The 26,151-nt window shown below is 65.0% G+C and carries 19 protein-coding genes; 6 read left to right on the forward strand and 13 right to left on the reverse strand.

Going from position 1 to position 26,151, the window contains the following annotated elements; genetic code table 11:
- Nucleotides 1-20: 20 nt before the first annotated feature.
- The 6 genes from OX462_RS11955 to wrbA are packed head-to-tail and all read right to left on the reverse strand — an operon-like array spanning nt 21 to nt 6,543.
- Complete coding sequence (locus OX462_RS11955) at nt 21-1,097, reverse strand: lipocalin-like domain-containing protein (protein ID WP_070224439.1); 1,077 nt, start codon at nt 1,095-1,097, stop codon at nt 21-23.
- Nucleotides 1,097-3,688, reverse strand: a complete 2,592-nt coding sequence (locus OX462_RS11960) for an FtsX-like permease family protein (protein WP_409028490.1) — start codon at nt 3,686-3,688, stop codon at nt 1,097-1,099. The genes OX462_RS11955 and OX462_RS11960 overlap by 1 nt, the downstream gene beginning before the upstream one ends.
- Complete coding sequence (locus tag OX462_RS11965; protein ID WP_083287885.1) at nt 3,676-4,104, reverse strand: DUF4124 domain-containing protein; 429 nt, start codon at nt 4,102-4,104, stop codon at nt 3,676-3,678. Before OX462_RS11965 ends, OX462_RS11960 begins: the two co-directional genes overlap by 13 nt.
- The gene (locus tag OX462_RS11970) at nt 4,101-5,528 is read right to left on the reverse strand and encodes an FAD-binding oxidoreductase (RefSeq protein WP_409028491.1); all 1,428 of its coding nucleotides are present in this window, start codon (nt 5,526-5,528) and stop codon (nt 4,101-4,103) included. Before OX462_RS11970 ends, OX462_RS11965 begins: the two co-directional genes overlap by 4 nt.
- Nucleotides 5,525-5,935: a DUF2069 domain-containing protein gene (locus tag OX462_RS11975; protein ID WP_070224481.1), complete on the reverse strand. Its 411-nt coding sequence runs from the start codon at nt 5,933-5,935 to the stop codon at nt 5,525-5,527. The genes OX462_RS11970 and OX462_RS11975 overlap by 4 nt, the downstream gene beginning before the upstream one ends.
- Nucleotides 5,935-6,543, reverse strand: a complete 609-nt coding sequence (gene wrbA, locus OX462_RS11980; RefSeq protein ID WP_099410250.1) for an NAD(P)H:quinone oxidoreductase — start codon at nt 6,541-6,543, stop codon at nt 5,935-5,937. Before wrbA ends, OX462_RS11975 begins: the two co-directional genes overlap by 1 nt.
- A gap of 67 nt (nt 6,544-6,610) precedes the next feature.
- Here wrbA and OX462_RS11985 point away from each other — a divergent pair, with 67 nt between their 5' ends.
- Together OX462_RS11985 and OX462_RS11990 are read left to right on the forward strand one after the other, a co-directional pair.
- Nucleotides 6,611-7,987 (forward strand): YihY family inner membrane protein, encoded by a 1,377-nt coding sequence (locus tag OX462_RS11985; protein ID WP_227741983.1) that lies wholly within the window; start codon nt 6,611-6,613, stop codon nt 7,985-7,987.
- Between the two features lie 120 nt (nt 7,988-8,107).
- Nucleotides 8,108-9,505, forward strand: coding sequence for an esterase-like activity of phytase family protein (locus OX462_RS11990; protein ID WP_409028492.1), 1,398 nt, complete (start codon nt 8,108-8,110; stop codon nt 9,503-9,505).
- Between the two features lie 73 nt (nt 9,506-9,578).
- Here the strand turns inward: OX462_RS11990 and OX462_RS11995 are convergent, their stop codons facing one another.
- The 4 genes from OX462_RS11995 to OX462_RS12010 are packed head-to-tail and all read right to left on the reverse strand — an operon-like array spanning nt 9,579 to nt 15,162.
- Complete coding sequence (locus OX462_RS11995) at nt 9,579-11,579, reverse strand: DUF6630 family protein (RefSeq protein WP_409028493.1); 2,001 nt, start codon at nt 11,577-11,579, stop codon at nt 9,579-9,581.
- Nucleotides 11,580-11,609: 30 nt separating this feature from the next.
- Nucleotides 11,610-13,013: a PoNe immunity protein domain-containing protein gene (locus OX462_RS12000; RefSeq protein ID WP_409028494.1), complete on the reverse strand. Its 1,404-nt coding sequence runs from the start codon at nt 13,011-13,013 to the stop codon at nt 11,610-11,612.
- 24 nt (nt 13,014-13,037) lie between these two features.
- A complete protein-coding gene (locus tag OX462_RS12005; RefSeq protein ID WP_409028495.1) occupies nt 13,038-13,850 on the reverse strand; it encodes an alpha/beta fold hydrolase in 813 nt (270 codons plus the stop codon).
- 1 nt (nt 13,851) lies between these two features.
- Complete coding sequence (locus OX462_RS12010; protein ID WP_409028496.1) at nt 13,852-15,162, reverse strand: O-acetylhomoserine aminocarboxypropyltransferase; 1,311 nt, start codon at nt 15,160-15,162, stop codon at nt 13,852-13,854.
- Nucleotides 15,163-15,456: 294 nt separating this feature from the next.
- Here OX462_RS12010 and OX462_RS12015 point away from each other — a divergent pair, with 294 nt between their 5' ends.
- Nucleotides 15,457-16,080, forward strand: coding sequence for a 2OG-Fe(II) oxygenase (locus OX462_RS12015; RefSeq protein ID WP_070313254.1), 624 nt, complete (start codon nt 15,457-15,459; stop codon nt 16,078-16,080).
- Between the two features lie 129 nt (nt 16,081-16,209).
- Nucleotides 16,210-16,656 (forward strand): CBS domain-containing protein, encoded by a 447-nt coding sequence (locus OX462_RS12020; RefSeq protein WP_010398828.1) that lies wholly within the window; start codon nt 16,210-16,212, stop codon nt 16,654-16,656.
- A gap of 69 nt (nt 16,657-16,725) precedes the next feature.
- Here OX462_RS12020 and OX462_RS12025 read toward each other — a convergent pair whose 3' ends face one another.
- Nucleotides 16,726-18,987 (reverse strand): putative bifunctional diguanylate cyclase/phosphodiesterase, encoded by a 2,262-nt coding sequence (locus OX462_RS12025; RefSeq protein WP_070291631.1) that lies wholly within the window; start codon nt 18,985-18,987, stop codon nt 16,726-16,728.
- Between the two features lie 560 nt (nt 18,988-19,547).
- Between OX462_RS12025 and aroC the strand changes: the two genes are divergently transcribed.
- Nucleotides 19,548-20,642, forward strand: a complete 1,095-nt coding sequence (gene aroC / locus OX462_RS12030) for a chorismate synthase (RefSeq protein ID WP_070224428.1) — start codon at nt 19,548-19,550, stop codon at nt 20,640-20,642.
- A gap of 112 nt (nt 20,643-20,754) precedes the next feature.
- Here aroC and OX462_RS12035 read toward each other — a convergent pair whose 3' ends face one another.
- Complete coding sequence (locus OX462_RS12035) at nt 20,755-22,251, reverse strand: HDOD domain-containing protein (protein WP_409028497.1); 1,497 nt, start codon at nt 22,249-22,251, stop codon at nt 20,755-20,757.
- Nucleotides 22,248-23,987: a putative bifunctional diguanylate cyclase/phosphodiesterase gene (locus OX462_RS12040; protein WP_409028498.1), complete on the reverse strand. Its 1,740-nt coding sequence runs from the start codon at nt 23,985-23,987 to the stop codon at nt 22,248-22,250. Before OX462_RS12040 ends, OX462_RS12035 begins: the two co-directional genes overlap by 4 nt.
- A 397-nt stretch (nt 23,988-24,384) precedes the next feature.
- Between OX462_RS12040 and OX462_RS12045 the strand changes: the two genes are divergently transcribed.
- Nucleotides 24,385-26,067 (forward strand): isovaleryl-CoA dehydrogenase, encoded by a 1,683-nt coding sequence (locus tag OX462_RS12045; RefSeq protein ID WP_409028499.1) that lies wholly within the window; start codon nt 24,385-24,387, stop codon nt 26,065-26,067.
- The last annotated feature ends 84 nt before the right edge of the window (nt 26,068-26,151 follow it).

The following is a 26,151-nucleotide window of genomic DNA, read 5'->3' on the forward strand; positions in this document are numbered from 1 at the left end:
CCCGGCATTTTATGCATTGCTTACAACTTCATCGGCTGGACATAGCCCGTCATTTCCAGGTAGGCGCGGCCCACGGGCTGGCCGTCGCGCTCCACCGTCACGGCGCCTTCCCAGTACACGGCCCCCGTCGAGCGGCGCGAATCGAGCTCCTGGTCGGCTTGCAAGGGCTTGATCTGCCAGCGCGTGGCGCCCGTGCGGATCTCGGTGGCGACCGGGTATTCGGCCTGCGTGCGGGGCGAGCGCCACAGCTGCGTAGGCGTGAAATCGACGTCGCCGGGCGCGTACTGCGTCATCTTACCGGACGCATCGCGCCATGTCGCGTGCGCCCATAGTTTAGCACCTGTCTTGCTGCGGATCTGGAAGGCCATCAGGGCGCCGCCGTCAGCGAGGTTGGCGCCTATCCAGTTCCAGCCGCTGGCGTCCGCATCAAGCACCTGGCTCGACCACTCGTGATCGAGCCAGGTGGCGCCCGTCACCGCTTCCGGCTTGCCGCCCGCGCGGGCGATGGTGCCCGTGGTACGCAGCTGCGGCTCGCTGTAGTAGTAACTCGATTGCGCGGGCCGCGCGCCCTTGCGCGAATAGCCGCCAACGCCCTGCAGCAGCACGGGCTGCGTGGGCGCCAGGACCAGCTGCAAATTAAAATCGCGCGCGGCCAGGCTGACCTGGTAAGTGCCGTCCGCTTGCCGCCGCATGCGCCAGTCGTCGAGTTTGACGTCCGTGTCGCCGACCTTGGCGTAGGCCAGGCCAAAACCCTCGCGCGCGCTTTTCTCGTCGTGCAGCAGCTTGCCCACTTTCGGGTCGGACAGGGCCGCATGGCCGATGATCAGCTGTTTCGGCGCGAAGGCGCTGGGGTTGTCCGCGTCGGCGGACGTGGCGCTGCGAAAGAAGGTCACCTGGTAGCCCAGCTGCTCGCCGCCGGCGGTTTTTACCCATCCCGTGGCGTACCACCATTCCGTTTTATAGGCGGGATGGGCGCCGAAATCGTGCGGCATGCGCAGGGTCTGGCCGGCCGGCAGCGGCGTGACGGGGGCAAAGGCGGGCGGCGCGGCGATGGCGGCGGCGCTGCAAAACAACAATAAACAAGTCAAACGGCGCATTACCAGTCCTCCCTGACGGCGCGGATGGGGCCAGCGGACAGCGCCTGGCGCCCCGCGATGAGGGCAGTGAGGGCGGCGGCCGTCAGCAGGGCGCCGGCCACAGTGGCGATCAAGGACCACGGCAGGTGCAGCTGCATGGTCCAGTGGAACGATTGCGGATTGACGATGAAGACCAGCACAAAGCTGATCAACAGGCCCAACACAAAACCGGTGGCGATGCCCAGCGCCGTCAGCGCGCCGCCCTCGAGCGCCAGGATGGACAGGATCTGGCCGCGCGTCACGCCCACGTGGCGCAGCATGCCGAATTCGCGCGCGCGCGCCAGGGTCTGGGCCGAGAACGTGGCGGCCACGCCGAACAGGCCGATGACGATGGCGATGGCTTCCAATAAATACGTGACGGCGAAGCTGCGGTCAAATATCTGCAGGCTCAGGGCGCGGATGGCCGACGGGTTCGACACTTCGAGGCTGGCGCCGAAAGGCAGGGCTTTCAGGCGCTGCTGCAACTGCTCGCCCGTGGTGTTTTTGGCCAGCCACAGGGCCGCATCGCTGACGTCCATGTCGCCCGTCAGGGCGCGGTAGTCATCGAGCGGCATGTGGATGGCGCCGGACGAGCGTGCATAGTCGCGCCAGATGCCGGCGACGAAGAACTTGTGCAGGCCGCCCGCCAGCGGCAGCGCGATCTGCTGGCCAGGCTTGACGTTGTACAGGTCGGCCGCCGCTTCGGACAGCCACACGGGCCGGCTGCCTGCCGGCACGGGCAGGGTGTCGCCCACCAGTACCATGCTCTTGCCAGGGTCCCGCAAGTTGATGGGGCGCGCCAGCAGCATGACATTCGGGCGGTCCGGCGCCAGCGACAGCGAGCGCAGGCGTTGGAAATCCACCCTGGCCACGCCGGGCAGGGCGAGGATGGCGGCCTGCTCGCGCGGGCTCAGGCCCGCCGTGCCGCCGCTGGCCGCCGGGCGCGTGTACACGTCGGCCGGCAGGATCTGCAGCAGCCAGTCGTCGACGGAAACGCGGAAACTCGACACCATGATCGCCATCGCCACCATCAGGCTAAAGCTCGACAGCACGCCGCCGAGCGCAATGCCGGCCTGGCCCGAGGCGTTCGCCAGGCGGGCCACGGTCAGGCTGCGCACGGGCGCATGCTTGCTCGTTTCCGTGCGCAGCCAGGCGGCTTGCAGGGCGCGGAAGACGACGGCCGCCAGCTGCGGCATCAGGGCGATGGCGCCGATCAGCAGCAGGGCGATGGACAGGTAGCCGAACAGGGGCAGTTCGAACACGGGCGGCAAAAACGTCAAGGCGCCGGCCAGCAGCAGACACGCCAGCGCTGGCCAGGTCTTGGCCAGGCGCGTCGTCACGACTTCCTCGCTGCCCGATTTCAAGGCGATGGCGGGGGCCGCGCGCGCCGCTTCCAGCGCGGGCGCCGCGCAGCCCAGCAAGGCCACACCGAGGCCCAGCGCGAAATACACGAAAGCGGCGACGGGCGTGAACTGCACCTGCGGCTGCACGCCCGCGAAATAGCCGGCACCCAGGTCGCCGCCGAAAAAGCGCAGGGCCACGGCGGCCATGGCATAGCCGCCGGCGATGCCCAGCGCCGCGCCGACGATACCGAGGCTGGCGCCTTCCAGCAGCACCTGGCGCAGCAATGGCCTGCGCTCCATGCCCAGCACGCGCAGCAGCGCGAACTGGCCGCGGCGGCGGATGACGGACAGGGCCTGCGTGGAAAACACGAGGAACGCGCCCGTAAACAGGGCGACCAGGGCCAGCACCGTCAGGTTGACGCGGTAGGCGCGGCTGAGGTTATTGTTGCGGCTATTCTGGTTCTCGTCGTTGGGCTGGCCCACGTGGAAGCGCCCCGGGTACTGCGCTTCCAGCGCGCTGCTCAACGCAGCCTGGAAGGCGTCGCGGTTGACGCCCTGGCGCAGTTTCAGGTCGATGCGCGACAGCTTGCCCAGCTTGTTGAAGCGCCATTGCGCCGCGCCGATATCCATCACGGCGATGCGCTGGCCGGCGCGCGCGCGCTGCAGCGAACCGGCCACGCGCAGGGACACCGTGCCCGTGCCCGATTGCAGCGCGACCTGGCCGCCTTCGGCGACGTCGAGCCAGCGCAAGGCGGCAGGCGATAAAAAGATGGCGTCGTCGGCCAGGGTGTCGAAAGGCTGGCCTTCGGCCGGCGCGCCGATCAGGTCGGGCGAGATGAAGCCGGCGCGGAAGACGTCGAGCGCCAGGATGTGCAGCGGGCCGCCGTCCTTCTTGCCACTCACGCCGGCTTGCAGTTCCAGCACGGGGGAGGCAACGGCCACGCCGTCGCGCTGCGCCAGCCACGGGTAGACGGCTTCGTCGAACAGCGCTTCGCGCCCGGCCACTTGCACGTCGGCCTGGCCGGACAGGCTTTTGACGGCCGTGGAAAATTCATTGAAGGCGGCCGCGTTGATCAAATGGATGGCAAAGCCCAGCGACACGCCGATGGCGATGGCGAGGATGGCGACGAAGGCGCGCACGGGATGCGCGCGCCATTCGCCCAGCAGCAGCCAGCGCGACAACAGGCGCATACCTGCGGGATTGGCTGCCGGCGCACTCAATTCAGACATTCAACGGCCAGGCGCTCGCCGGCGCGCCGCGCTTTCAGTTGCGCCGCATTGCGGGTTTTATCACCCGCGCCGACGGCGTCCTGCGCCGCCCATTTTTGTTCCAGCCGTAGCTGGGCGCAATGCTTCTCGTGCATTTCCTTCTGTTTGGCGGCCCGTTCGCGCGCCTGGTCTTCCAGGTTTTCGCGCTTCTTGCGCGCCGCTTCCATCTGGCTGGCCACCCGTTCCTGACGCGTGGCCGCGCCCTTGTCGACGGCGGGCGGAGGCGAGGGAACTTCCAGGATCTGCAGCTGGCCGCCCGTGCAGGGCGTGGCGCTATAGCTGGTCTGGCCATCCTGCACGCATTTGTAGACGTCCTGCGCGCTGGCGGAACCGGCCAGCAAGGCCATGGCGCAGAGCAGGAGAGACGATGGCTTCACAATATCTTCCCCGGATTCATGATGTTTTGCGGGTCCAGCGCCTGCTTCACGGCGCGCATCAGCTGCAGTTCCAGCGGCGACTTGTAGTGCGCCAGATCCGCCTTTTTCAGTGCGCCGATGCCGTGCTCGGCCGATATCGAGCCGCCAAAGCCGTGGACCTGGTCGTGCACGATGCGGTTGATGGCATCCTGGTTGGCCAGGAAATCCCGGTCCGTCATGCCGGCTGGCGGCGCCACGTTGTAATGCAGGTTGCCGTCGCCCAGGTGGCCGAAGCACACGAGCTGGCAGCCGGGGAAGGCTGACGCAAGGGCCGCATCCGTGACGGCGATGAAGTCGGCGATGCAGGAAATGGGCAGCGAGATATCGTGTTTGATGTTCTTGCCCGCCTGCGCCTGCGCCAGCGGAATATGTTCGCGCAGCTGCCACAGGCCTTCGGACTGCGCCACGGAGCTGGCGACGACGGCGTCTTCGATCAACTCGTCTTCCAGGGCCGCGCCGATGCTCGCTTCGAGCAATTCCACGGCATGCGCCTCGGACTGGCTGCTGGACAGTTCCAGCAACACATATTGCCCATGCGACTGCCCGTGCGCGTCAGCGAAAGGCCGCGGCAGCTGGGGGAACTGCTGCGCCACCAGTTGCAAACAGTATTGCGACATCAGCTCAAAACCCGTCAGGCTGGCGCCGCAATGGTCCTGCATCAGGCTTAACAAGCGCAGGGCGTGGGCGGGCGAGGGCATGGCGGCCAGCGCCGTGATGCAGGCCTTCGGCTGCGGATACAGTTTCATGACCGCGCCGGTAATGACCCCCAGGGTGCCCTCGGCGCCGATGTACAGGTCGCGCAAATCGTAGCCGGTATTGTCCTTGCGCAGGCCGCGCAAGCCGCTCCAGATCTCGCCCTGCGGCGTGACCACTTCCAGGCCCAGGCACAGCTCGCGCGTGTTCCCGTAGCGCAGCACCGCCGTGCCGCCCGCGTTGGTGGCCAGATTCCCCCCGATGGTGCAGCTGCCTTCGGCCGCCAGCGACAGGGGGAACAGACAGCCGGCGGCACTGGCCGCTTCCTGGATGGTTTGCAGGATGCAGCCGGCATCGACCGTGATGGTGCGGTTGACGGGGTCGAGCGCGCGGATGGCGTTCAGGCGCGCCAGCGACAGCACGACGGCCGTGCCGGCGGCGTCGGGAATGCTGCCCAGCACCAGGCCCGTATTGCCGCCCTGCGGCACGACGGGCACCTGCCATTGCGCGCAGGCGCGCAGGATTGCGGCCACCTGCTCCACGGTGGCGGGGCGCAGCACGGCCAGGGCCTTGCCCGTAAAACGGTCGCGCCAGTCGGTGAGGAAGGGCGCCATGTCGGCGTCCAGGGTGAGTACATAGGCGTCGCCCAGCAGGTCGCGGCAGGCGGCGAGGAAATCGGTTTGACCAGTCATTTCTTGATGCTCACTTTATTCACTTTTTCCAGAAGCTCTTTGGCCATGCGCTTGGCCGCCTTTTTATACGGGCGCAGATACAGCACGGCGCAGACAAAATAGACGCAGACGATGGCCGCTTCGCCCCAGGCCATCAGGGCCGAGGTGGGGTTCGTGTCGCTGTACCCGCGCACCACGCCTTCCGTAAAGTACAGCAGGATCACCATCGACGACCATTGCAGGGTGTAGACGTCGCGCTTGATGACGCCGTACAGGGGAATGAGCAGGGGAGCCGCCTTCAGCACGACCCAGGAGCCGCCCGGCTGCAGCGGCGCGACGACGGTTTCCCACAGCAGACACCAGACGATCAGGGTGACGAGGCTGGCGATGGCGCCCCAGTGAAAATACTTGTGCAGTGTGCCGTGCATCATGCGCCTGCCAGTTTCGCGGCGTTTTCCGCCAGGCGCCGGCCCAGGGCGATGGCCAGGCGTTTTTCATCGTCGCTCAAGGCCTTGTCGCCGTCTATGCCCGACCAGTGCGTGGCGCCATACGGCGAGCCGCCCGTGGAGGTGGTCATCAGTTCCGGATGCGTGTAGGGCAAGCCCATGACCAGCATGCCGTGGTGGAAGAGGGGAATCATCATCGACAGCAGGGTCGATTCCTGGCCGCCGTGCAGACTGCCCGTGGACGTGAACACGCAGGCGGGCTTGCCGGACAGGCTGCCGGCCAGCCAGTCGCTGGCCGTGCCATCCCAGAAGTACTTCATGGCGGCGGCCATGTTGCCGAAGCGCGTGGGCGAGCCCAGGGCCAGGCCCGCGCATTCCTGCAAGTCGTCCAGTTCCACGTAGGGCGCGCCGTCCAGCGGCACCTCGGGCGCCGTCGCTTCCGTTACGGTGGAGACGGCGGGCACGGTGCGCAGGCGCGCATCGCAGCCAGGCACGCTTTCCACTCCCTGGGCTATCAGCTCGGCCAACTGGCGCGTGGCGCCATGGCGTGAATAAAACAATACGAGAATAATCAGATTGGTTGGCTTCATCATTGGTATTATAGGGCGCTTTACAGCCTGATACGACTGCTGTCATGGCGCCGTTCTGATTTTGCACATGTTTTCAAAATATATATTCCCGTTCTTCCAATACCTGTGGCGCACCCTGAGTATGGGGCTGGACGTCGTGCGCGGCCTGACGTGGTCCGAAACGCGCGACCTGCTGCAGTTCGCGCGCCGCCGCGTGCGCGAGGAAAGCCTGCCGCAAGTGGCCGGCAGCCTGACGTTCGCCACCGTGTTCGCGCTGGTGCCCCTGCTCACGCTGGCCCTGGCCATCTTCACCACCTTCCCCCTGTTTAATACCTTCCGCCACGCGCTGGAAGACTATTTCGTGCAAAGCGTGATGCCCAAGGGCATCTCGAACACCATCCTCGACTACCTGACGACGTTTGCCTCGAAGGCGACGCGATTGTCGGCCATCGGTGCGGGCGCCCTGATCGTCACCTCGGTGGGCATGATGGGCTTGATCGAGCGCGTCTTCAACCGCATCTGGCGCGTGCGCCAGGAGCGCCGCTGGACCAAGCGTTTGCTCGTCTACTGGGCCATCGTCACCCTGGGGCCGCTGCTGGTGGGCGTGTCGCTGACGGTGACCTCGCGCCTCTTCATGGCCACCAGCGGCGTGGTGGGCGCCGTGCCGTTCATCGGCGCCGTGTTTTACACGCTGGTGTCGATCGGCCTGACCATGCTGGCGTTTACCCTGCTGTACATCGCCGTGCCGAACCGCGACGTGGACTGGCGCGACGCGGCCTGGGGCGGCTTGCTGGCGGCGCTGGCGTTCGAGGTGGCCAAGCGCGGCTTCGGCGAATTCATCCAGGAATTTCCCACCTATTCGCGCATCTATGGCGCACTGGCCGCCTTGCCGCTGTTCCTCGTGTGGATATACCTGAGCTGGATGATCACCCTGGTGGGGGCCTTGCTGGTGGCCGCCTTGCCCGTCGTGAAATACGAGCGCTGGTGGTACGAGGCGGCGCCGGGCAGCGAATTCGTCGACGCCGTCGCCATCCTGAAAGTGCTGCACCAGGCGTGCCACTGCGCCGATTCGGCCCTGGTGGGCGCGGCCGAGATCCGCCGCAGCACGCGCCTGGGCTTCGAAGAGATGGAAACCCTGCTCGACAAGATGGTGCAGCAGGGCTGGGTGGGACGAGTCAACGTGGATGGCGCCGTGCGGGTACAGTGGGGCAAGCGCGTGGCCGACAGTTCCGACCACTGGGTCTTGCTGGGCAACGTCAACCGCATCAGCCTGGCCGACGTCTACCGCCTGTTCGTCTTCGGCGGCATGCGCGTGAACTCCGGCTACCCGGCCGGTTCCACCAACGAGCGCGACATCAAGGCGGCGGAAGAGGCAGCCGCGCTGGCCGCGCAGGTGGAAAACGCCGTGGAGCAGGGACTGGGCCTGAGTCTGGCGCAGCATTTCGGGGAAGTGCGCTGCAATTGACGGGCCCGGGCGGTGCGCTTCCTGCCGGCATCCGCCTCGCGCGCTAGGGACGCATGTCATAAACTGGTCACCGAAGGCCGGTAAGCTTTCCTCTCCATTCATCTTGTAGAGGAAGCAAATATGCGTTGTCATTTGAGCGGTTTGAATTTGTGCCGCGGCCTGGCCATCGTGATGGTCAGCGGCATGCTGGCCGCCTGCGGCGGCAGTTCCTCTGTGGCTCCCGACGCGGTGCCCAAGGAGGGGGAGGGACTGCCGCACCAGCTGGTCGGCTGGGCAGCGTTGCCTGACACGGCGCGCTGGCCGGCGCCGGTTTCCGGACAGTTCACGGCCGCGGCGCTTGGCGTCAGCCCGCCGTTTGCCAATGGCGTGCCGATTCCGGGCTTCTCCGCTCTGCTGAGGAATGACGACGGCAGCTGGACTGCCATGGCCGACAATGGCTACGGCGCCAAGGGCAATTCGGCCGATTTCGTGCTCGGCCTGTATAACGCCAGCATCAACTTCCGCACGGACGCAGACGCCAGCAAGACGCCGGGCAGCATCAAGATCAACAGTTTTCTCGCCTTCAACGACGCCAGGGGTTTCTTAAACGACGGCAAGGGCATCGACCTGAAAATCACGGCCGACTATGTCAACTACCCAAGCAACACCTCCGGCGGGCTGGTCTTTTCCGACAGCGGTATCGCCGTCGATGCGCGCATTCGCGCGGGCCGCCTGCTGACCGGTTTTGACTTCGACATTGAATCGCTCGCGCGCGCCGCCGATGGCACCTGGTTCGTGGGCGAGGAGTTCGGCCCGTATATCCTGCACTTCGACAAAAACGGCACGCTCATGGGCGATCCCGTTCCCCATCCCTTCCTGCGCAGCCCGGCCAATCCGGAAGTGCTGGGCAAGGGCGCCAGCATCACCCTGTCAGGCAGCCGCGGCTTCGAAAGCCTGGCCTATAACGCCGACCGCAGCCTGCTCTACGCGGTGCCGGAAGCGGCGCCAAGCGACCCGTCGCTGCGGCCCGTTGCCGCGGATGAACGCTACCTGAACATCTTCGAGTTCGACCCCGCCGCCATGCGCTATACGGGCAAGAACCTCGTGTACCGCAAGGATGGCGCGGCCAAGGATAATGGCGTCGTGATCGGCGACATGACCAATGTCGGCGGCAGCAAGTTCGTGCTGATCGAACGCGATGGCTTCTGGGGTGCCAAGGCCGTGATCAAGCGCCTGTACCTGGTCGACCTGAAGGAGAAAGATGCTGATGGCGCCCTCAAGAAAACGCTGCTGGTGGACTTGCTGAACATCTCCGACCCCAAAGGCATCGGCGGGCAGGCGAGCAATATGCCTGTGGGTAAGTTCAGCATGCCTTTCGACTCGGTGGAGAGCGTTGAAGTCCTCGATGCCCACACGCTAGTCGTGGCAATTGACACGAACTACCCCGGTGAAGACGGCCGCAAGCCAGGCAAGCCGGACGATACCGAAGTCATTACCCTGCGTTTTGACAAGACGCTGTTCGATCGTTCCGTCAAGTAAAGATGCACCCGGCCAGCAACGGCGCTCCATGTTGCCGACCGGGTGCGATATCAGCAGACGGGCCGGCAAGCCGTCACAGCAGCACGGGCCGCAAGACCGCCTGCAGCGCCACCTTGCTGAACGCGGCCGCATCCTGTGCGCGCACCACGCCCAGATAGTACGTGTCTTCGCCGCCGTGCAGGTTCACCAGGCGCAGCTGATGGGGCGCCAGGTGGGCGGCGATGGCGGCCAGGCCTTCGGCCATGGCGTCGCCGTCTTCGCGCTCCGTCCAGGAAAAATCGCGCAGCGCGCGTAGGCCGATATGCCGGGCGATGCGCGGCACTTCATCGACGGATTTCCAGTCCAGGGTGGTGCCGTGGCCCAGCGCATCGGCAGCCGTGGACCAGAGCAGGAAGAAACACGCCGCTTCGGGTGTATCGCCGTCGTATTCCTCTTCCGGGTCGTCTTCCGCCAGTTCTTCCAGCGTGATGTCCACGCAGCGCGCGGCCAGTGCCGCGTCGCCCAGCAGGAGCAGGGCGGCCAGGGCGCGCAACTGCTCGCGGTCGGCCTTCGCCAGGATCTGCGCCGGCGTGAAGCTGCGGCGCCTGGCGGGCTTTTTCTTGCCCAGGCCGATGGACTCGCTCAATTGCGCCGTGATGGCTGCCTTGAAGTTCTCCACGGTGTCGAACTGTTCCAGCAACTTGCCCGTGAAATCCATGCTCCAGGCCATGCCATCGTTGACGACATATAAAAAGTCGCTTTGCACAGCCACGCCGCGCAGATGGTGGGCGGGCGGATACAGCGGCGTAAACGCCTGCTTGCCGTCCAGCGTCAACATGCACGCGAGGCCCTGCGCATCGATGGCGAAGATCAGGTTCTTGCGCAGCTTGGGCGGCGACGAGGTGGTGGCGCTATCGATGGCCTCGTACTGGCATGGCGCCAGCAGTTCGCCCTGGCTATTGACCAGGCCAAACAGGAAGCGCCCGGCGATGCGCTGGCTGACGATGGCGATTTTTTTCTTCGTGCCGAAATCCTGCACGGAGCTGTAGGCCGGCGGCACCACCACCTTGCCCATCTTGTCGACCACGCCGTGCACATTTCGCTGGTCGTCATCGTCTGTCTGGTCTGTCTGGCGTTCGATGTCGATCAAGCCATCGTCGCGCTGGCACATATTGTCCACTCTGTCGATGAGCAGCGCGCCGTCGGGCAGGCGCAGCAGGCTGCTGGCGCCGTCCGGTGCGATTCTCTGTACCAGATGGGGGCTGATCACATACAGGGCGCCGGGGGAAGGCGGCAGGACCACCGTGCCGTTCAGGTCCAGCACGCCGTGCGCATCGGGGGCGTCCGCCGTGGCAAAGGTGATCCAGCCATCGTCCGCGTAGTAAACGCCCAGGTCGACATAGCGCTGCGACAGCGGCACGATCCAGCGGCCATAGGGCGTGACCAGGCCGGCGACGTCCGGTTCGCCGCCGGAGCTCACTTCATAGCACAGCGCGTCTTCCTCCCATCCCACCACTTCCAGGCCTTGCAGGAACGGTACATCTTCCGCATCGAGTTCCTCGACATCGGCCAGCTGCGCGCTGGCCGTGGCCGACCAGGAGCCGGTGGCGGGCGATGCGGCGCCGGCGGCCAGCAGGGGCGCCAGGGATTCCCTGTCGCCACGCAGCAGGGCAAGATGCAGGGCTTGCGCCTCGGCGCGCAGGGCGTCGAGCGCGGCGGCGTATTCCGGCGTGCCGATATCGTGCGCGATCAGCTGCACGCAATCGAGGATCAGCCATGGCTGGCCACCGGCCAGCAGGGCGCTGATGGCACTGCGCGCGACGATGGACGCGGCGTCGCGCGGCTTGTCCATCAGCGCGGACAACGCTTGCCAGCTGGCCTGCGCCTGCGCCATCGGCGCGGCCAGCACGCAGGCGCAATCCTCGCCATCGCCGTAGATGGGCCAGGCGACGGCTTGCGTGCCGGCGCCGATGAGCAGCTTGAACAGCGCAGGGACGTCCAGCCGCCATTCGGCCAGGCCCGTGATGGCGTCGGTGTCGAAACCGGCCTGGCCGGGTAAAAATGCGGTGCTGAACAGGGCTGCAGTGTTGATCATGAATGCTATCTGAAAGAATAAGGGGTGTGCTCAGGGTGTGGGCGGCATGAGCCAATGCGCCAGCGCGCTGCGTTCCAGGCCAAGGTGTTTGGCCACGGCGGCCGCCTCGAAGGACCACAGGCCGTAATAGCCGCCCAGTCCCTGCGCGCGCAAATGGCCATTGAACCAGTCTTCGTGCACCAGCGCGCCATGCCAGCTGGCCAGGTAGTGCCGCAGGTGTTCCAGCTGTTGCGCGGGATCGTCCGCGTCCAGGCACTCGAAAAGGGCCGAATAGGGCTCGGCGAAATACCATTCGTCGACGGCGGGTCGCGTCGGGTCGATGGTCGCCAGCAGCGCTTCGTACACGCCGTCTTCGCCGTCGAAGGCCGTCTGCAGGGCGGCCAGGCGGGCGGCCAGGTCGTGGCGGCCGAACAGCAGGGCGGCGCCCAGCAATTGCAGGGTACGCGCGTAATCCGTCAACTGTTCGAAATCAAAGGCGGGCAGGGCATCGTCATCGTAGGCGGCGGCCAGGGCCGCGCGCGCCGTTTCGCAGGCGGCAATGGCCGCTTCCAGCGCCGTTTCCACTGCCGGCAAGGGCAGGCCTGCCGTGTAGCGCAGCGAGAATGCCTGGTAAGCCGTGCTGGCGGCGGCGCATGCCCAGTAGGCGCTATCGCCGCCATCGATTTCCGCCTGCCCCTGCGCGCGTTCGTAGGCGGCCAGCAGGGTGTCAAGATAGGCCAGGTTGCGCGCAAAATCGAACGGGGTGCCGGAAGGCAGGGGCGGCGCCTGACGCGGCACGTGGGGCCAGGGCGCGGACGAAGGCGGGCAAGCGGCCGCGCAATCGCGCTGGATGGCCCAGTCGGCGAAGATCTGTTGCAGATATGTCGCCGTCTCGTCGTCGTGGGCGATAGCGCCGACGCCCACCATGGTCGTGCCCAGCAGGGTGTAGCCGGGGAAGCGGCTGCTTTCGTAGGCGATGGTGGTCACGCTCTGGATGGCCTTGCCGTCGCTCAGGTCGCGCACGCGGAAGTACACGTCGTCCCAGCCCGCCAGCGGAGGCGCTGGCGTTTCATTCGGCAGGATGGCCCAGCTGCCGTCGGCCTGCTCTTCATAGGCCTCGAGCAACTCGTCGAGGCTGCCGGGGCGGTCGATGCGGTTGTTGGCGTCGTATTGCAGGCCCAGTTCCGCCGCGAAGGCTGCCGCGTGGCGGCCCTCGAAGACCAGGTACAGGGCGCTCGTGGTGCCGACCAGCAGGTCCGTGTGCTGGCCCGCGACGACCAGCGCTTGCGGCAGCCGGCACCATTGGTAGTACGGAATGCCGGCCATCGGGCCGCCTTCTTCCGCTTGCGGGTTATTGAAACGCAGCTGCTCCAGCCATTTATAGCGTTCGTGCCGCTCCGCTTCCGTGCCGCTGCCGCGGCCAGTCAATTCATCGTGCAGGGTATTCAACAACATGTGCATCTATCCTAAAAAAAGCGTTCATGCCGCTGCCGTTTGGGCAAACGCAAACAGCGCATCGAGCACGGCGTCGGGCTGCTCGGCCATCAATTCGTGCCCGCTGTCGACCTGCACCACCTTGCCATGCGCGATGGCAGACGTCAGCAAGCGGGTCGATTTGGGCGGCGTCATCATGTCGCGCGCGCCGACAATGAATAAAGTGGGGCAGTGTACCGAAGCGGCGGCGATTTCGCCGTTCGCGTAGGCATTGCAGGCATAAAAATCCGTGTGAAACACGTGATCGGGGTTGAGGGCGGCGATGCGCTGTTTCAGGCGCCGCGCGCCGCCCATGGCGTAGAAGCCGGGGCCCGGGAACGACGGCTTTTGCGCGATCGACGAGTGCGACCAGATATTGACCATGTCGATGGCCGCCTGTTCATCGTTGAGCGACGTTTCCAGCAGCGCCGGCGAGACTTTCATCGGGTAGGTGGAGCCGAGCATGGCCAGGTGGCTGACGCGATCCGGCGCCAGGAATGCCGCTTCCAGCGCGATCAATGATCCCATGCTGTGGCCGATCAGCATGGCCCTGGGTGCGCCGGCGGCGTCCAGCACGGCGAGGATCCAGCGCGCCAGTTCCTCGACCTTGGTTTTCGCCGCGCCGCCGCTGCGGCCGTGGCCCGGCAAGTCGACGGCCAGCACGTTCCAGCCGTGGTGCGCAAAATAACGCGTCTGCAGGGCCCACACGGAATGGTCGTTTTGCGCGCCGTGGATGAAGACGGCCGTAGGTTGATCGGGGTCAAACGCTTTGCCGCCCGTGTAGCAGTAGGCGACGGTATTGTCGATGGTGAGCAGCATCTCAGGCGCCTTTCTGCGACAGTTTCAGGCCACGGGCCAGGTCTTCGATCAAATCGTCGGCGTCTTCCAGGCCCACCGACAGGCGCATGGTGCCCTGCGTGATGCCCGCCTGCGCCAGTTGATCGTCGGGCACGCGGAAGTGCGTGGTGGAGGCGGGGTGGATGACGAGCGACTTGGCGTCGCCCACGTTGGCCAGGTGCGAGAAGATCTTCAGGCTGTCGACAAAGCGCTGGCCCGCCGCGCGGTCGCCGCGCAGGCGGAAGGTGAAGACGCCGCCCGCGCCCTTCGGCAGCAGGGTTTTCGCCAGCTCGTAATCGGGATGCGACGGCAGTTCCGGGTAGGACACGGATTCCACGGCCGGATTGGCCAGCAGGAAATCGATGACCTTGCGCGTATTGGCCACGTGGCGGTCCATGCGCAAGCCGAGGGTTTCGATGCCCTGCAGGATGGCGAAGGCGTTGTGCGGGCTCATGACGGCGCCGAAGTCGCGCAAGCCTTCGCGCCGCGCGCGCAGGGCGAACGGCGCCACCGTCGATTCCTCGGCGAAGACCATGCCGTGAAAGCCGTCATATGGTTCGCACAATTCGGCGAAACGGCCCGTCTGGTCGTAGGCCGCCTGCCAATCAAAAGTGCCGCCGTCGACGAGCAAGCCGCCGATGGCCGTGCCATGGCCGCATAAAAACTTGGTGGCCGAGTGGAACACCAGGTCGGCGCCATGCTCGAAGGGGCGCAGCAAATACGGCGTGGTGAACGTCGAATCGAGCATCAGCGGCAGCTGGTGTTCGTGCGCCAGGGCGGCAATGGTCGGGATATCGAGCACGTCGAGGCCGGGATTGCCCAGGGTTTCCGCGAACAGCACTTTGGTATTCGGGCGGATGGCGGCGCGCCAGGCATCCACGTCGCGCGGGTCGACGAAGGTCGTCTCGATGCCGAAGCGTTTTAATGTATACGCCAGCAGGTTGTGCGAGCCGCCGTACAGGGCGCGCGAGGCAACGATGTGCGAGCCGGCGCCGGCGATGGTGGACAAACCCAGGTGCATGGCGGCCTGGCCGCTGGCCGTGGCGATGCCGGCCACGCCCCCTTCGAGGGCGGCGATGCGCTCTTCCAGCACGGCGTTGGTGGGATTCGAGATGCGCGAGTAGACGTGGCCGGCCCGTTCCATATTGAACAGCGAGGCCGCATGGTCCGAACTCTTGAAGGCAAACGAGGACGTGAAATGGATGGGCGTGGCGCGCGCGCCCGTGGCCGGGTCGGGCGCGGCGCCCGCATGCAGGGATAAGGTATCGAAACCGGGGTATTTCGGGCCGCTCATGGTGTCTCCGCCAAGTTTTATAGTGGCAAGATCGTAACCTGATTTGCAGCTGAGCAAAAGGGCTGCTGTGCAGGGCGCATGGCGCCGTGCTGGCGGACGGTCAGGCTCAGCTCGCGTGTAACCGGCAGTGTAAAAAAAGTGACCGGCGTGGTGCGGCGGTGGTACGATATCGTATCAGCGATATTCGGGCTGTCTTAGCTGTGCGCGTGCGCCGCGCCGCAGGGAAACAGTTGCAAGCGAACGAAATCCTGGGCTTCAGGCGCACTCTCATGCATGTCCACCAGGAAAGATTTTATGCCCGCAATATCGTTCGACGGCTCCCTTGCCGTACCCGGACCCTCTATCGTCGACGGCCTGTGCCAGGCAGGCTGGCTCATGCAAGAGCATTTCATCTCCCCTGAACTGAGCCGCCAGCTGGCCGCCGAATGCGTGCAATCCATGCTCAGCGGCAAGATGAAGGGCGCCGGCGTGGGCAGCGGCCATGCGCCGCTGCTGCAGCCGGACATCCGCGGCGACCATATTGAATGGCTGGAAACGGGTCGTTCAGAAGCGTGCGACCGCTACCTGGCACACATGGAAGCGCTGCGCCGCGTGCTCAACCGCGAGCTGTTCCTGGGGCTGGAAGAGTATGAAAGCCATTTCGCCCTGTATGCGCCGGGCGCCTTTTACCGGGCCCATCTGGACCGTTTCCGCGACGACGACAAGCGCACCGTGTCCGTCGTGCTGTACCTGAACGACGACTGGCTGCCCGAACATGGCGGCGCGCTGCGCCTGCACCCGCAGGATGGCGCTCAGGTGGATATCTTGCCGCAGGCGGGCCGCATGGCCATGTTCATGTCGGGCGAGATGCTGCACGAAGTGCTGCCGACGGCGCGCGAGCGCCTCTCGATTGCCGGGTGGTTCCGCCGCCGCGCGTAATGGAATGTGGCGCGCAATCCGCCCCGATTTGATTGCGCGCAAGGCTGGATTTTTCCGCAGGCATAGGCTACAGTCGCAGTAAGGGCTTAGAATAACTAAAATACCAATCACGCGGACAGGACGGCCAATATGAAAGTATCTGAAATTCTCCAAGTCAAGGGCAATATTCTCTACACGGTCACGCCTGACCAGCCCCTGCTTGACGCGGCCAATACCATGGCTGAAAAAGACATCGGTTCGCTGGTGGTCATGGAATTTGGCGACCTGGTCGGCATGCTGACCTTCCGTGAAGTGTTGAACGCCTTGCATGAAAACGCGGGCCAGATCGGCGGCGGCACCGTGCGCAAGCACATGGATGACCACCCGATCACCGTGACCCCGGATACGGAAGTCAACGAAGTGCGCCGCATCATGCTGGAAAAGCACGCGCGCTACCTGCCCGTCATGAATGCCAAGACCTTGCTGGGCGTCATTTCCTTCTACGACGTGGCGCGCGCCGTGCTCGAAGCGCAAAGCTTTGAAAACCAGATGCTGAAAGCGTACATTCGCGACTGGCCGGCCGAAACCACCGACTAAGCTTCACTCATGCAGTAAAAACAACGCCGGCAACTGCCGGCGTTTTGCATTGAGTATGCAAGGTGGCGCCTATGCGGCCCCCTGCAGCGCCTCGTTGTTCAGCCAGGTGCCCAGCGCCGTGGCCGTCATGGGGCGGGCGAACAGAAAGCCTTGCGCCATCGGGCAGCCCAGCGCCTGCAAGATTTGCGCTTGCCGCTCGTCTTCCACGCCTTCGGCGATCACGGCCAGGCCCAGGTTGCGGCCCAGCTGGATGACCATTTCCGCGATGCTGCTGCCGCGCGCCGATCCCGTGATCTCGGTGACGAAGGCGCGGTCGATCTTCAGGCGGTCGACCTGCAGGCGCTGCAAATAGGACAGCGAGGAAAAGCCCGTGCCGAAGTCGTCAATGGCGATGCTCACGCCCGTCTGCTTGATCTGCCACAGCATCTTGATCAATAAGTCCGGCTCTTCCATGGCCATCGATTCCGTGATTTCCAGCTCGATGAATTCGGGCGGCGCCTGCGTTTCTTCCAGCGCCGCGCGCAGCATTTCCAGGAACAGCGGGTGGCGGAACTGCACTTGCGACACGTTGACAGACATGACGAAGTTGCGGTGGCCCTGCTCGCGCAGCAGCACCAGTTCGCGGCACGCCGTGCGCAGCACCCATTCGCCGAGGTCTATGATGATGCCCGAATACTCGGCGATCGGGATGAAGCGGTCGGGCGAGATGAACTTGCCGTCCGGCGTCTGCCAGCGCAGCAACGCTTCGGCGCCCACGGGCCGGCGCGTGGTCAGGTCGATTTGCGGCTGGTACACGACAAACAGCTGGTCCTGGCTGAAAGCCGTGCGCAGTGCGTGCATCATGCGCACCCGTTCGCGGATTTCGATGCCCATGCTGCGCGAAAAATAGAAGTGCCCGGCGCGCTGCTGGCTTTTTGCCCGTTTCAGCGCGATGTCGGCATCCTTCAGTGCATCGGCGCCTGTGCCCGCATGTTCGCCCAGGCGCACCAGGCCCAGGGTGGCTGACAGCTGCACGTCCTGGCCATCGATGCAGAACGGCGGCTGGAACAGGGCCAGGATATTGCCTGGGTTGACTTGGGACGAGTCGCCCAGCACGCAAAAGATATCGCCGCCCAGGCGCGCCACCGTCAGCTGCGGCCCCAGCTGGGTTTGCAAGCGGCCCGCCACGGCGATCAGCAGCGTATCGCCGAACTGGTGTCCCAGCGCGTCGTTGGTTTCGGCAAAGTGGTCGAGGTCGACCAGCGACAACGTGGCGTCGTCGCGCGCGGGGCCGGCCAGGGTGGCGTCGAGAATTTCTACCAGGCGCGTGCGGTTCGGCAGCTTCGACAACTGGTCGTAGAAGGCGGCGTTGTGCAGGTGCGATACCAGCTCGACGTTGTCCAGGCCCACGGCGACGTTGCTGCAGAATACTTCCAGCAGGCTTTCATCGATGGCGGAAAGGGGGCGCGGCAGCATGAGGTAGGCGGCCGCGTCGCGGCCGGCCTTGCCCGCGAAGTACAGCGTGGCGTAGTCGTGTGCGTAGACATTGCGCCGCTGCGCCAGCGTGTGCTCGATGGCGGCCATCACGCGCGGGTTTTGCAGGCCGCACAGGGCGCTGTGCGGCAGGCTGGAAAAGCTGCCCGTGCAGGCCGAAACGAGCAGCTCCTTGCTGCCATTGTCCTGCAAGTCCTGCACGCACAGCACGCCGTCGGCGCGGGTGCCCAGCAGGTCGGCGATCTGCGCCAGCACGCCGGCCGAGAAATTCTGTACGCCATGCAGCGCCATCAGCTGCGTGCTGGCGTGGACGATACGGTCCAGGCCGCGCCGGCTGCTGTTGATTGAACGGATCTGCTCGTACGAGCGGATGGCCGCCGTCACCGTGGTAAACAGCTTGATGCGCGTCAGTTCGGACTTGGTCTTGTAGTCGTTGATGTCGAAATCGCGGATGGCGTCGATTTCCGGCGCATAGCCGGGCTGGCCCGTGCGCAGGATGATGCGCACGTCCGTCATTTTCAGCGTTTCGCGTATGTAGCGCACCAGGTGCAGGCCCGCGTCATCCTGTTCCATGACCACGTCGAGCAGGATGACGGCGATGTCGTCTTCATGCTTGAGCAGTTCGCGCGCCTGGCCGGCCGAATACGCATGCACGAATTCCAGCGGGCGGTGCTGCATTTCCAGATTGCCCAGGGCGAATGTGGTGGTGGAGTGGACGTCTTCATCGTCGTCGATGATCATCACCCGCCAGACGCTGCGCTGTGCGACGGCCAGCGACGCCGCTGGTTGCTCATCGAGGAATACCAGGTCGTCGTGATCGTCCTTGTTGGCGTCAAGGGGGATGATCGGTGCGGGCATGTATAGCTTCTCCAGGATGACTCAATACGGAACGTGAGCACATCAGAAATGTCCATGGCGTTGTTGTACTGCCTCGCCGTACTCGCGTACTGTCTTCGGCAGTACGCCTAGCCCTGGGCATTTCTGATGCACTCTGGAACAACGAAAAACAGCACTCAACTATCGTTGCGTTGCCTCGCCGTACTTGCGTACTGTCTTCGGCAACGACGCCTGGCCCTGGGCATTTTGTGACGTGCTCTCGGCGCAGCCTAAATCTGGGTTGGCGTTCAGTATTGTGTGCCGCGCTCTGATCCAAGTATATAGCTATTTAATAAGCAAAATGTTTTTTTAAGTCTATTCTGTAGGGCAATATTTCTTGCATTGCATGATTGCGACGCTTATTTGGTATTTTTTATGCGAAAAAATAACGCGGGATTTTAAAATGGCGGTTTGGGGCGGGGCGAAAGGCGCGGCGGGAGGGTGGGTGGCGGGTAAATATCGGGCAGTGGCCTGGCATTAGCGGCATGGCATGCCCCGCAGGCTGGTAGAATTGAGTTTTCCAGTCCTCACCACTTCCTACTATGTCCGGCAATTCTTTTGGCAAGCTGTTTACTGTTACCACTTTCGGCGAATCGCACGGTCCGGCCATCGGCTGCGTGATCGATGGCTGTCCGCCGGGCTTGATCCTGTCGGAAGCCGATATCCAGCCCGAGCTGGACCGCCGCAAGCCGGGCACTTCGCGCCACGTGACGCAGCGCCAGGAATCGGATACCGTGGAAATCCTCTCCGGCGTGTACCAGGGCGTGACGACGGGTACGCCCATCGCGCTGCTGATCCGCAATGAAGACCAGCGCAGCAAGGACTACGGCAATATCGCGGAAAGCTTCCGCCCCGGCCACGCCGACTACACCTACTGGCATAAATACGGCGTGCGCGATCCGCGCGGGGGCGGGCGCTCGTCGGCGCGCCTGACGGCACCTGTCGTGGGCGCGGCGGCGATTGCCAAGAAATGGCTGCTGCAGCAGTACGGCACCACGTTCAAGGGCTGCATGAGCCAGCTGGGCGATATTCCCGTGCCGTTCCAGTCGTGGGAGCACGTGCATGCGAACCCGTTCTTTGCCGCCAGCGGCGACGCGGACCTGATCGCGCGCATGGAGGCGGCGATGGACCAGTTGCGGCGCGACGGCGATTCCATCGGCGCGCGCATCGACGTGATCGCGCAAAACGTGCCGGTCGGCCTGGGCCAGCCCATCTACGACAAGCTCGACGCCGACATCGCCTATGCCATGATGGGCATCAATGCCGTCAAGGGCGTGGAAATCGGCGCCGGCTTCGATTCGGTGGCGCAAAAGGGTTCCGAGCACGGCGACGAACTGACGCCGGAAGGCTTTATCGGCAATAACGCCGGCGGCGTACTGGGCGGTATCTCGACGGGACAGGACATCAGTGTGTCGATCGCCATCAAGCCGACGTCGTCGATCCGCACGCCGCGCCGCTCGATCGATAAAGAGGGCAATCCCGTGATGGTGGAAACGTTCGGCCGCCACGACCCCTGCGTGGGCATCCGCGCCACGCCGATCGCCGAAGCCATGCTGGCGCTGGTGCTGATCGACCACGCCCTGATGCACCGCGCGCAATGCGGCGATGTCAGCGTGAATACGCCGAAGCTGAAGTAAATTGAATGTTGTCGGATGACGGGCCTGCGGCCCTGATCCGACCTACGGCCCATGCCATGTAGGTCGGATTAGCGCGCAGCGCGTAATCCGACACCATTGTCGGCGCCTCCTGTCACGCCACCTTGTTCGCCACCAATTCCAATTGATGGCGCATCTCCACCGACTGCACCAATAACGCCCGGATATCGTTGATCAGGTTGAATTCCGTCTGATTCAATTGGATCGGCGGGAAGCTGTCGTCCCAGTCGCCATATAAAAATCCCGTGGGGTGGCCGTTGGCCGACAGCGGCAGCACGACGAAGCTGCGCGCTTCCGACAGGGTCGTCTTCCACCATTGCGGCAGTTTGGCGGCGAATTTCGGGTCGCGCGCGTTGTCGATGAAGATCACGCGGTCGCTGTTGAGGGCCGCATGGAAGACGTTCGGCTCATACGCGTCGCCAAACACCATCAAATCCTGCAGGTCCGCCATGCCTTCGCCCAAGCTGATGCGCGCCGAATACAAATGGTCCCTGTGGTTGCGCACGAACGCCACCGAGCGCGAAAAATCGAAGCCCTGGTGCAGCGTTTCGAGCGCCATCGAGACCATCTGTCCCGGGCTGGCGCTGCCGATGGCGCCGCGCAGGTCGGCCAGGCCGCCGATCAACACGCGATTGCCTTCGGCGCGCATGCGCGTCGAGGCCAGCTGGCGCGCGCGCCGTTCGGCCGGTTTCGACAGCGGTGCGATCGACAGGTCGGCCGCCGCCATCGCCTTGGCCTTGTCCACCGCCATCACCAGGTCGGTCGCCGTGATGCCCAGGGTGCCCGCATAATCGTCGATCAGCGCATGCACCTGCGCCGCGCCGGCCGCATCGTCATGCCACAGCGAGTCGGCGCAGCGCGCCGCCATCGTCGACAGGCCCGCCATCCAGTCGGCGCCGCTGACGGGGGAGTTGTCCGGCGACGGGTCCATCGGACGCATGCCGTTGATCAGGTGCTGCGGCAAGCCCCAGTGGGCGGCCGTGGCATAGCCCACTTCGGGCAGCGACAGGCCGAGGATTTCGCGCGCGGCGGCAGCTTCGTTGCCGGGACCCGCATGCGCCTGCATGCGCGCCCAGAAATCCGTCATGTAGAACGTCACCATCATGCGGCCCAGGGTGTGCAGCATGGAGCAGACGACGGCTTGCTCCGCCTGCAGGCTGCCGGCGCTGGTGGCCACCTGCTGCGCCACCATCCCGGCCAGCACGGCTTTTTCCATTTCCACGTGGGCGCTGACGGAATCGGGCGAGGCCTGCGACAGCTCCTCGATCAGCTTCAGGCCCAGCGCCAGGTGGCCGATGGCGTCGATGCCGAGCACCAGCACGGCCTTCGAGACCGTGTTGACGCGCTGGCCGAAGGCCGAATACATGCCGCTGTTGGCCAGCCTGAGCACCTTGTGCGTGAGGACAGGGTCGGACAGCACCGTTTGCGTGATGTCGAATTCGTGGTCATCCTCGCCGCGCATGGCGCCCAGGATGGCGCTGATGGCTTTCGCGAAGCCGGGCATGTCGCCTTGCTGTCGCGTGCGCGCCCACAGCAGGTCCAGGGTGTTTTTGCCGAGCTGTGTCGGTACCGTGAAATGACCTGGATTCATTGCACCCCTCCGCGCGGTTCATTGGCAGACGGCACAGGCACCAGCGCCGCATAGGTTTTGTCGCTCAAGGCCGATAGCGCGGCATGGGCCGGCATCGGCTTGCCCGTCAGGTAGCCTTGCACGTACTGGCAGCCGCGCGACTCGATGAAGTGCATCTGCTCCTCGGTTTCCACGCCCTCGGCCACGACGGACAAATTCAAATGCTTGGCCAGGTCGAGAATGGTGTTGCAGATGGCCGCATCCTTGCTCGATTCGGGCAAGTCCTTGATGAAGGTGCGGTCGATCTTCAGCACGGAAATGGGGAAGCGCTTCAGATACGCGAGCGAGGAGTAGCCGGTGCCGAAATCGTCGATGGCGATGCGCGCGCGGCGCTCCGTCATCTTGACGAGGATGGTTTCCGCATGCACGGGGTCGATCATCAGCGTGCCTTCCGTGATTTCCAGCACCAGGTGTTCGCCGGAGAGTCCCGAAAACGCGATGGCTTCATCGAGCACGTCGAGGAATTTATCGTTGCGGAACTGGCGCGGGCTGATGTTGACGGAGATGTACAACGGCCGTTTGGCCACTTCCTGGAACTGCTTGAGCTGCACGCAGGCCGCCTTCAGCGCCCAGGCGCCGAGCAGGTTGATCAGGCCATTGGCTTCCGCAATCGGGATGAAGCGCACGGGCGGCACCAGGCCCAGGGTCGGATGCTTCCAGCGCATCAGGGTTTCGAAGCCCTGGATCTGGCGCGTGTGCGCGTCGACGATGGGCTGGTAAAACAGCAGGAATTCGCCTTCGCGCACGGCGTGGAACATGGCCGCTTCCAGCGAAATATCGTGTTCCGACGGGCCGTTCAGGCGCGGGCTGTAGACCAGGCAGCGGGCCTTGCCCGTTTCCTTGGCGCGCGACATGGCCGCATCGGCCAGCGCCACCAGGCGCACTTCATCCTCCGCGTGCAGCGGATAGATCGATACGCCGACGGAGGCGCCCACGTAGATCGTGTGGCCATCGACTTCGAACGGCGCCTGCAGGGTGGCCAGCAGGCGGCCCGTCACCAGCTTGATCTGGGCGTCGGTGGCGCTGCCAGGCAGCACGGCGACGAATTCGTCGCCGCCCACGCGCGCCAGGGTGTCGCTGTCGCGCAGGGTCTTGCGCAGGCGCGCGGCGGCCAGGCGCAGTACGGCGTCGCCGACGGGGTGGCCCAGGCCATCGTTGACCTTTTTAAAACCATCGAGGCCGATGGTGGCGACGGAAAAGCCCTGGCCCGAACGGGCGGCCTGGGCGATCACCATGCGGATGCGGTCCGACAGCAGCAGGCGGTTCGGCAGACCCGTGAGCGCATCGTGCGTTGCCATGTGGCGCAGCCGTTCTTCCGTGTTGTGCTGGGCCGACGTGTCGCGCCCGACCACCAGCAATTCGGCCACGCCGGCCGCGTTCATATAAGACGACAGGCGCAGCTCGAACCAGATTTCCTGGTCCGGCGCTTGCAGGCGCACTTCCAGGCGGCCCGGCTCTTCCAGCGCGTCTTCCAGCGCCGCCTGCAGCGCCGCGCGCGACGCTTCGGTGGCCAGCGGCAGCAGCAAATGGCCGGACAGGCCCGAGGGCGCGCCGAACAGGGTGGCCGCGCGCTTGCTGGCGAACAGGATCAGGCCGTCCGTATCGAGCCGGAACACGACGTCGCCTGCCTCTTCCATGAGGTTGTCCAACTCGTGGCGGGCCTCGCGGTGGGCGGCGGATGGGGTACTGGAAAACATCGTGCTGGCTTTTACCTTTTTATTATCAGTGCCGGCGCTCGCTGCAGGGCAGGGCGCCAACGGAAACAGTGCATCGTGCGTGACGCGCGCCATAGGGGCCGGAAGGGCGGCTATCGGAACGCGATCCACACGAAATGTATCATTGAAAAGCATTCGATTACATGAAATAAAGCAACATTGCTTCAGGTTTTGTAAATATTCCTGCCTTCCATGAAAAAAATCATGCCGCGCGACACACATGGGTATTTTCATTCCACGTGGAAACATTTATCTGCGCTTGCTTCCCCTGGCGCGCTTGCCCCGCCTTGCGCTTTGCGCTAGTCTGGCTGGCAGACGGTGTTGACGGCGCGCCCGCGGCAGACAAGGGCGCCATGATAACAAATCGCGGGAGACCCCCATGAATGCTTTTGATACGCATGAAGTTTTCAACCAGGCCACGCCGTTTGAAAACGTCAACCTGTTCGCCTGCGACCCGGCGCTGATCGAAGCGCTGCTGCGTGAAGGCGGCGGCGCGGCGCTGCAGGAGCTCGACGCGCTGGGCGACAAGCTGGGCCGGGCCGAGACGTACGCGCTGGCGCGTCTGGCCAATATCCACACGCCCGAACTGCAGCAGTTCGACCGGTCCGGCCGGCGCATCGACGAAGTGCTGTTCCATCCGGCCTGGCATGAACTGATGGCCATCCTCGTGGGCGCCGGCGCGCACGCGTCGCCCTGGGCCTCGCCCGGCCCCGGCGCCCAGGTAGCGCGCGCGGCCGCCTATCTATTAGTGGGGCAGGTGGAGAACGGCACGCAGTGTCCCGTGACGATGACGTATGCCTCGGTGCCGGCCCTGCGCCAGGCGCTGGATCTGCCGCAGATCGCGCAGCGCTGGCTGCCGAAAATCCTGTCGCGCGAATACGATCCCCGCTCCTTGCCCGTGGAACAAAAACGGGGCGCCCTGGTCGGCATGGGCATGACGGAAAAACAGGGCGGCTCGGACGTGCGCAGCAATACCACGCGCGCCGTGCCCGTGCCGCCGGACGAGGCGCAAGCCCTGTTCGGTGCAGAGGCAGGGGGCGCCTGGCGCATCGTCGGCCACAAATGGTTTTTCTCGGCGCCCCAGTGCGACGCGCATCTGATCCTGGCGCAGGCGGACGAGGGCGGCTTGTCGTGCTTCTTCCTGCCCCGCTACCTGCCCGACGGCAGCCGCAACGCCATCCGCGTGCAGCGCCTGAAAGATAAACTGGGCAACCGCTCGAACGCCTCGTCGGAGGTGGAGTTCACCAATGCCTATGGCTGGCTCGTGGGGCAGCCGGGGCGCGGCATTCCCACCATCCTGGAAATGGCCAGCCATACGCGCCTCGATTGCGTGCTGGGCAGCACCGGCATCATGCGCGCCGCCTTGACGCAGGCGCTGCACCATGCGCGCCAGCGGGCCGTGTTCGGCAAGCCGCTGGCCGAGCAGCCGCTGATGCAAAACGTGCTGGCCGACCTCGCGCTCGAGTCGGAAGCGGCCACGGCTTTTGCGCTGCGCCTGGCCCGCTGTTTCGATGAAAAGGTCGATGCGCAGCAGGCGATGCTGGCGCGCGTGCTCACGCCGGCCGGAAAGTACTGGATCTGCAAACGGGGGCCCGGCTTCGGCGCGGAAGCCATGGAAGTGCTGGGCGGCACGGGCTATGTGGAAGAGGCGCCGCTGGCGCGCCTGTACCGAGAATTGCCCGTCAACTCGATCTGGGAAGGCTCGGGCAACGTCATGTGCCTCGACGTCTTGCGCGCCTTCGGCAAGTCGCCGGCCGCGCGCGACGCCCTGGCGGCCGAGCTGGCGCTGGCCGGCGATGATGACGCTTCCTTTGTGGCCTGCCGCGCGCGCCTGCTGGCCGACCTGGATGGAGCGCAAACGGATGAATTTGGCGCACGGCAATTGTCCGAGCGCATCGTACTGGCCGTGCAGGCGGCCTTGCTGCTGCGCCATGCGCCAACGTTCGTCGCGCAAGCTTTCCTGCAGTCGAGGCTGGTGCAGGCGCCGGGCGGGGCGTATGGCCGCTTGCCGGCGGGCACCGATTGCGCGGCCATCCTGGCGCGCGCGCTGCGCGAGTATTGATTTCAATAAATCCGAATATTTCGAAAATTCCGGCCACAGGCGGGCTGCGGACTGGGATAATGCTGCAATCCATGATTTTATCGA

It is taken from the genome of Janthinobacterium aestuarii, from assembly GCF_046113285.1.
In the GTDB taxonomy this organism is placed as follows: Bacteria; Pseudomonadota; Gammaproteobacteria; order Burkholderiales; family Burkholderiaceae_D; genus Janthinobacterium.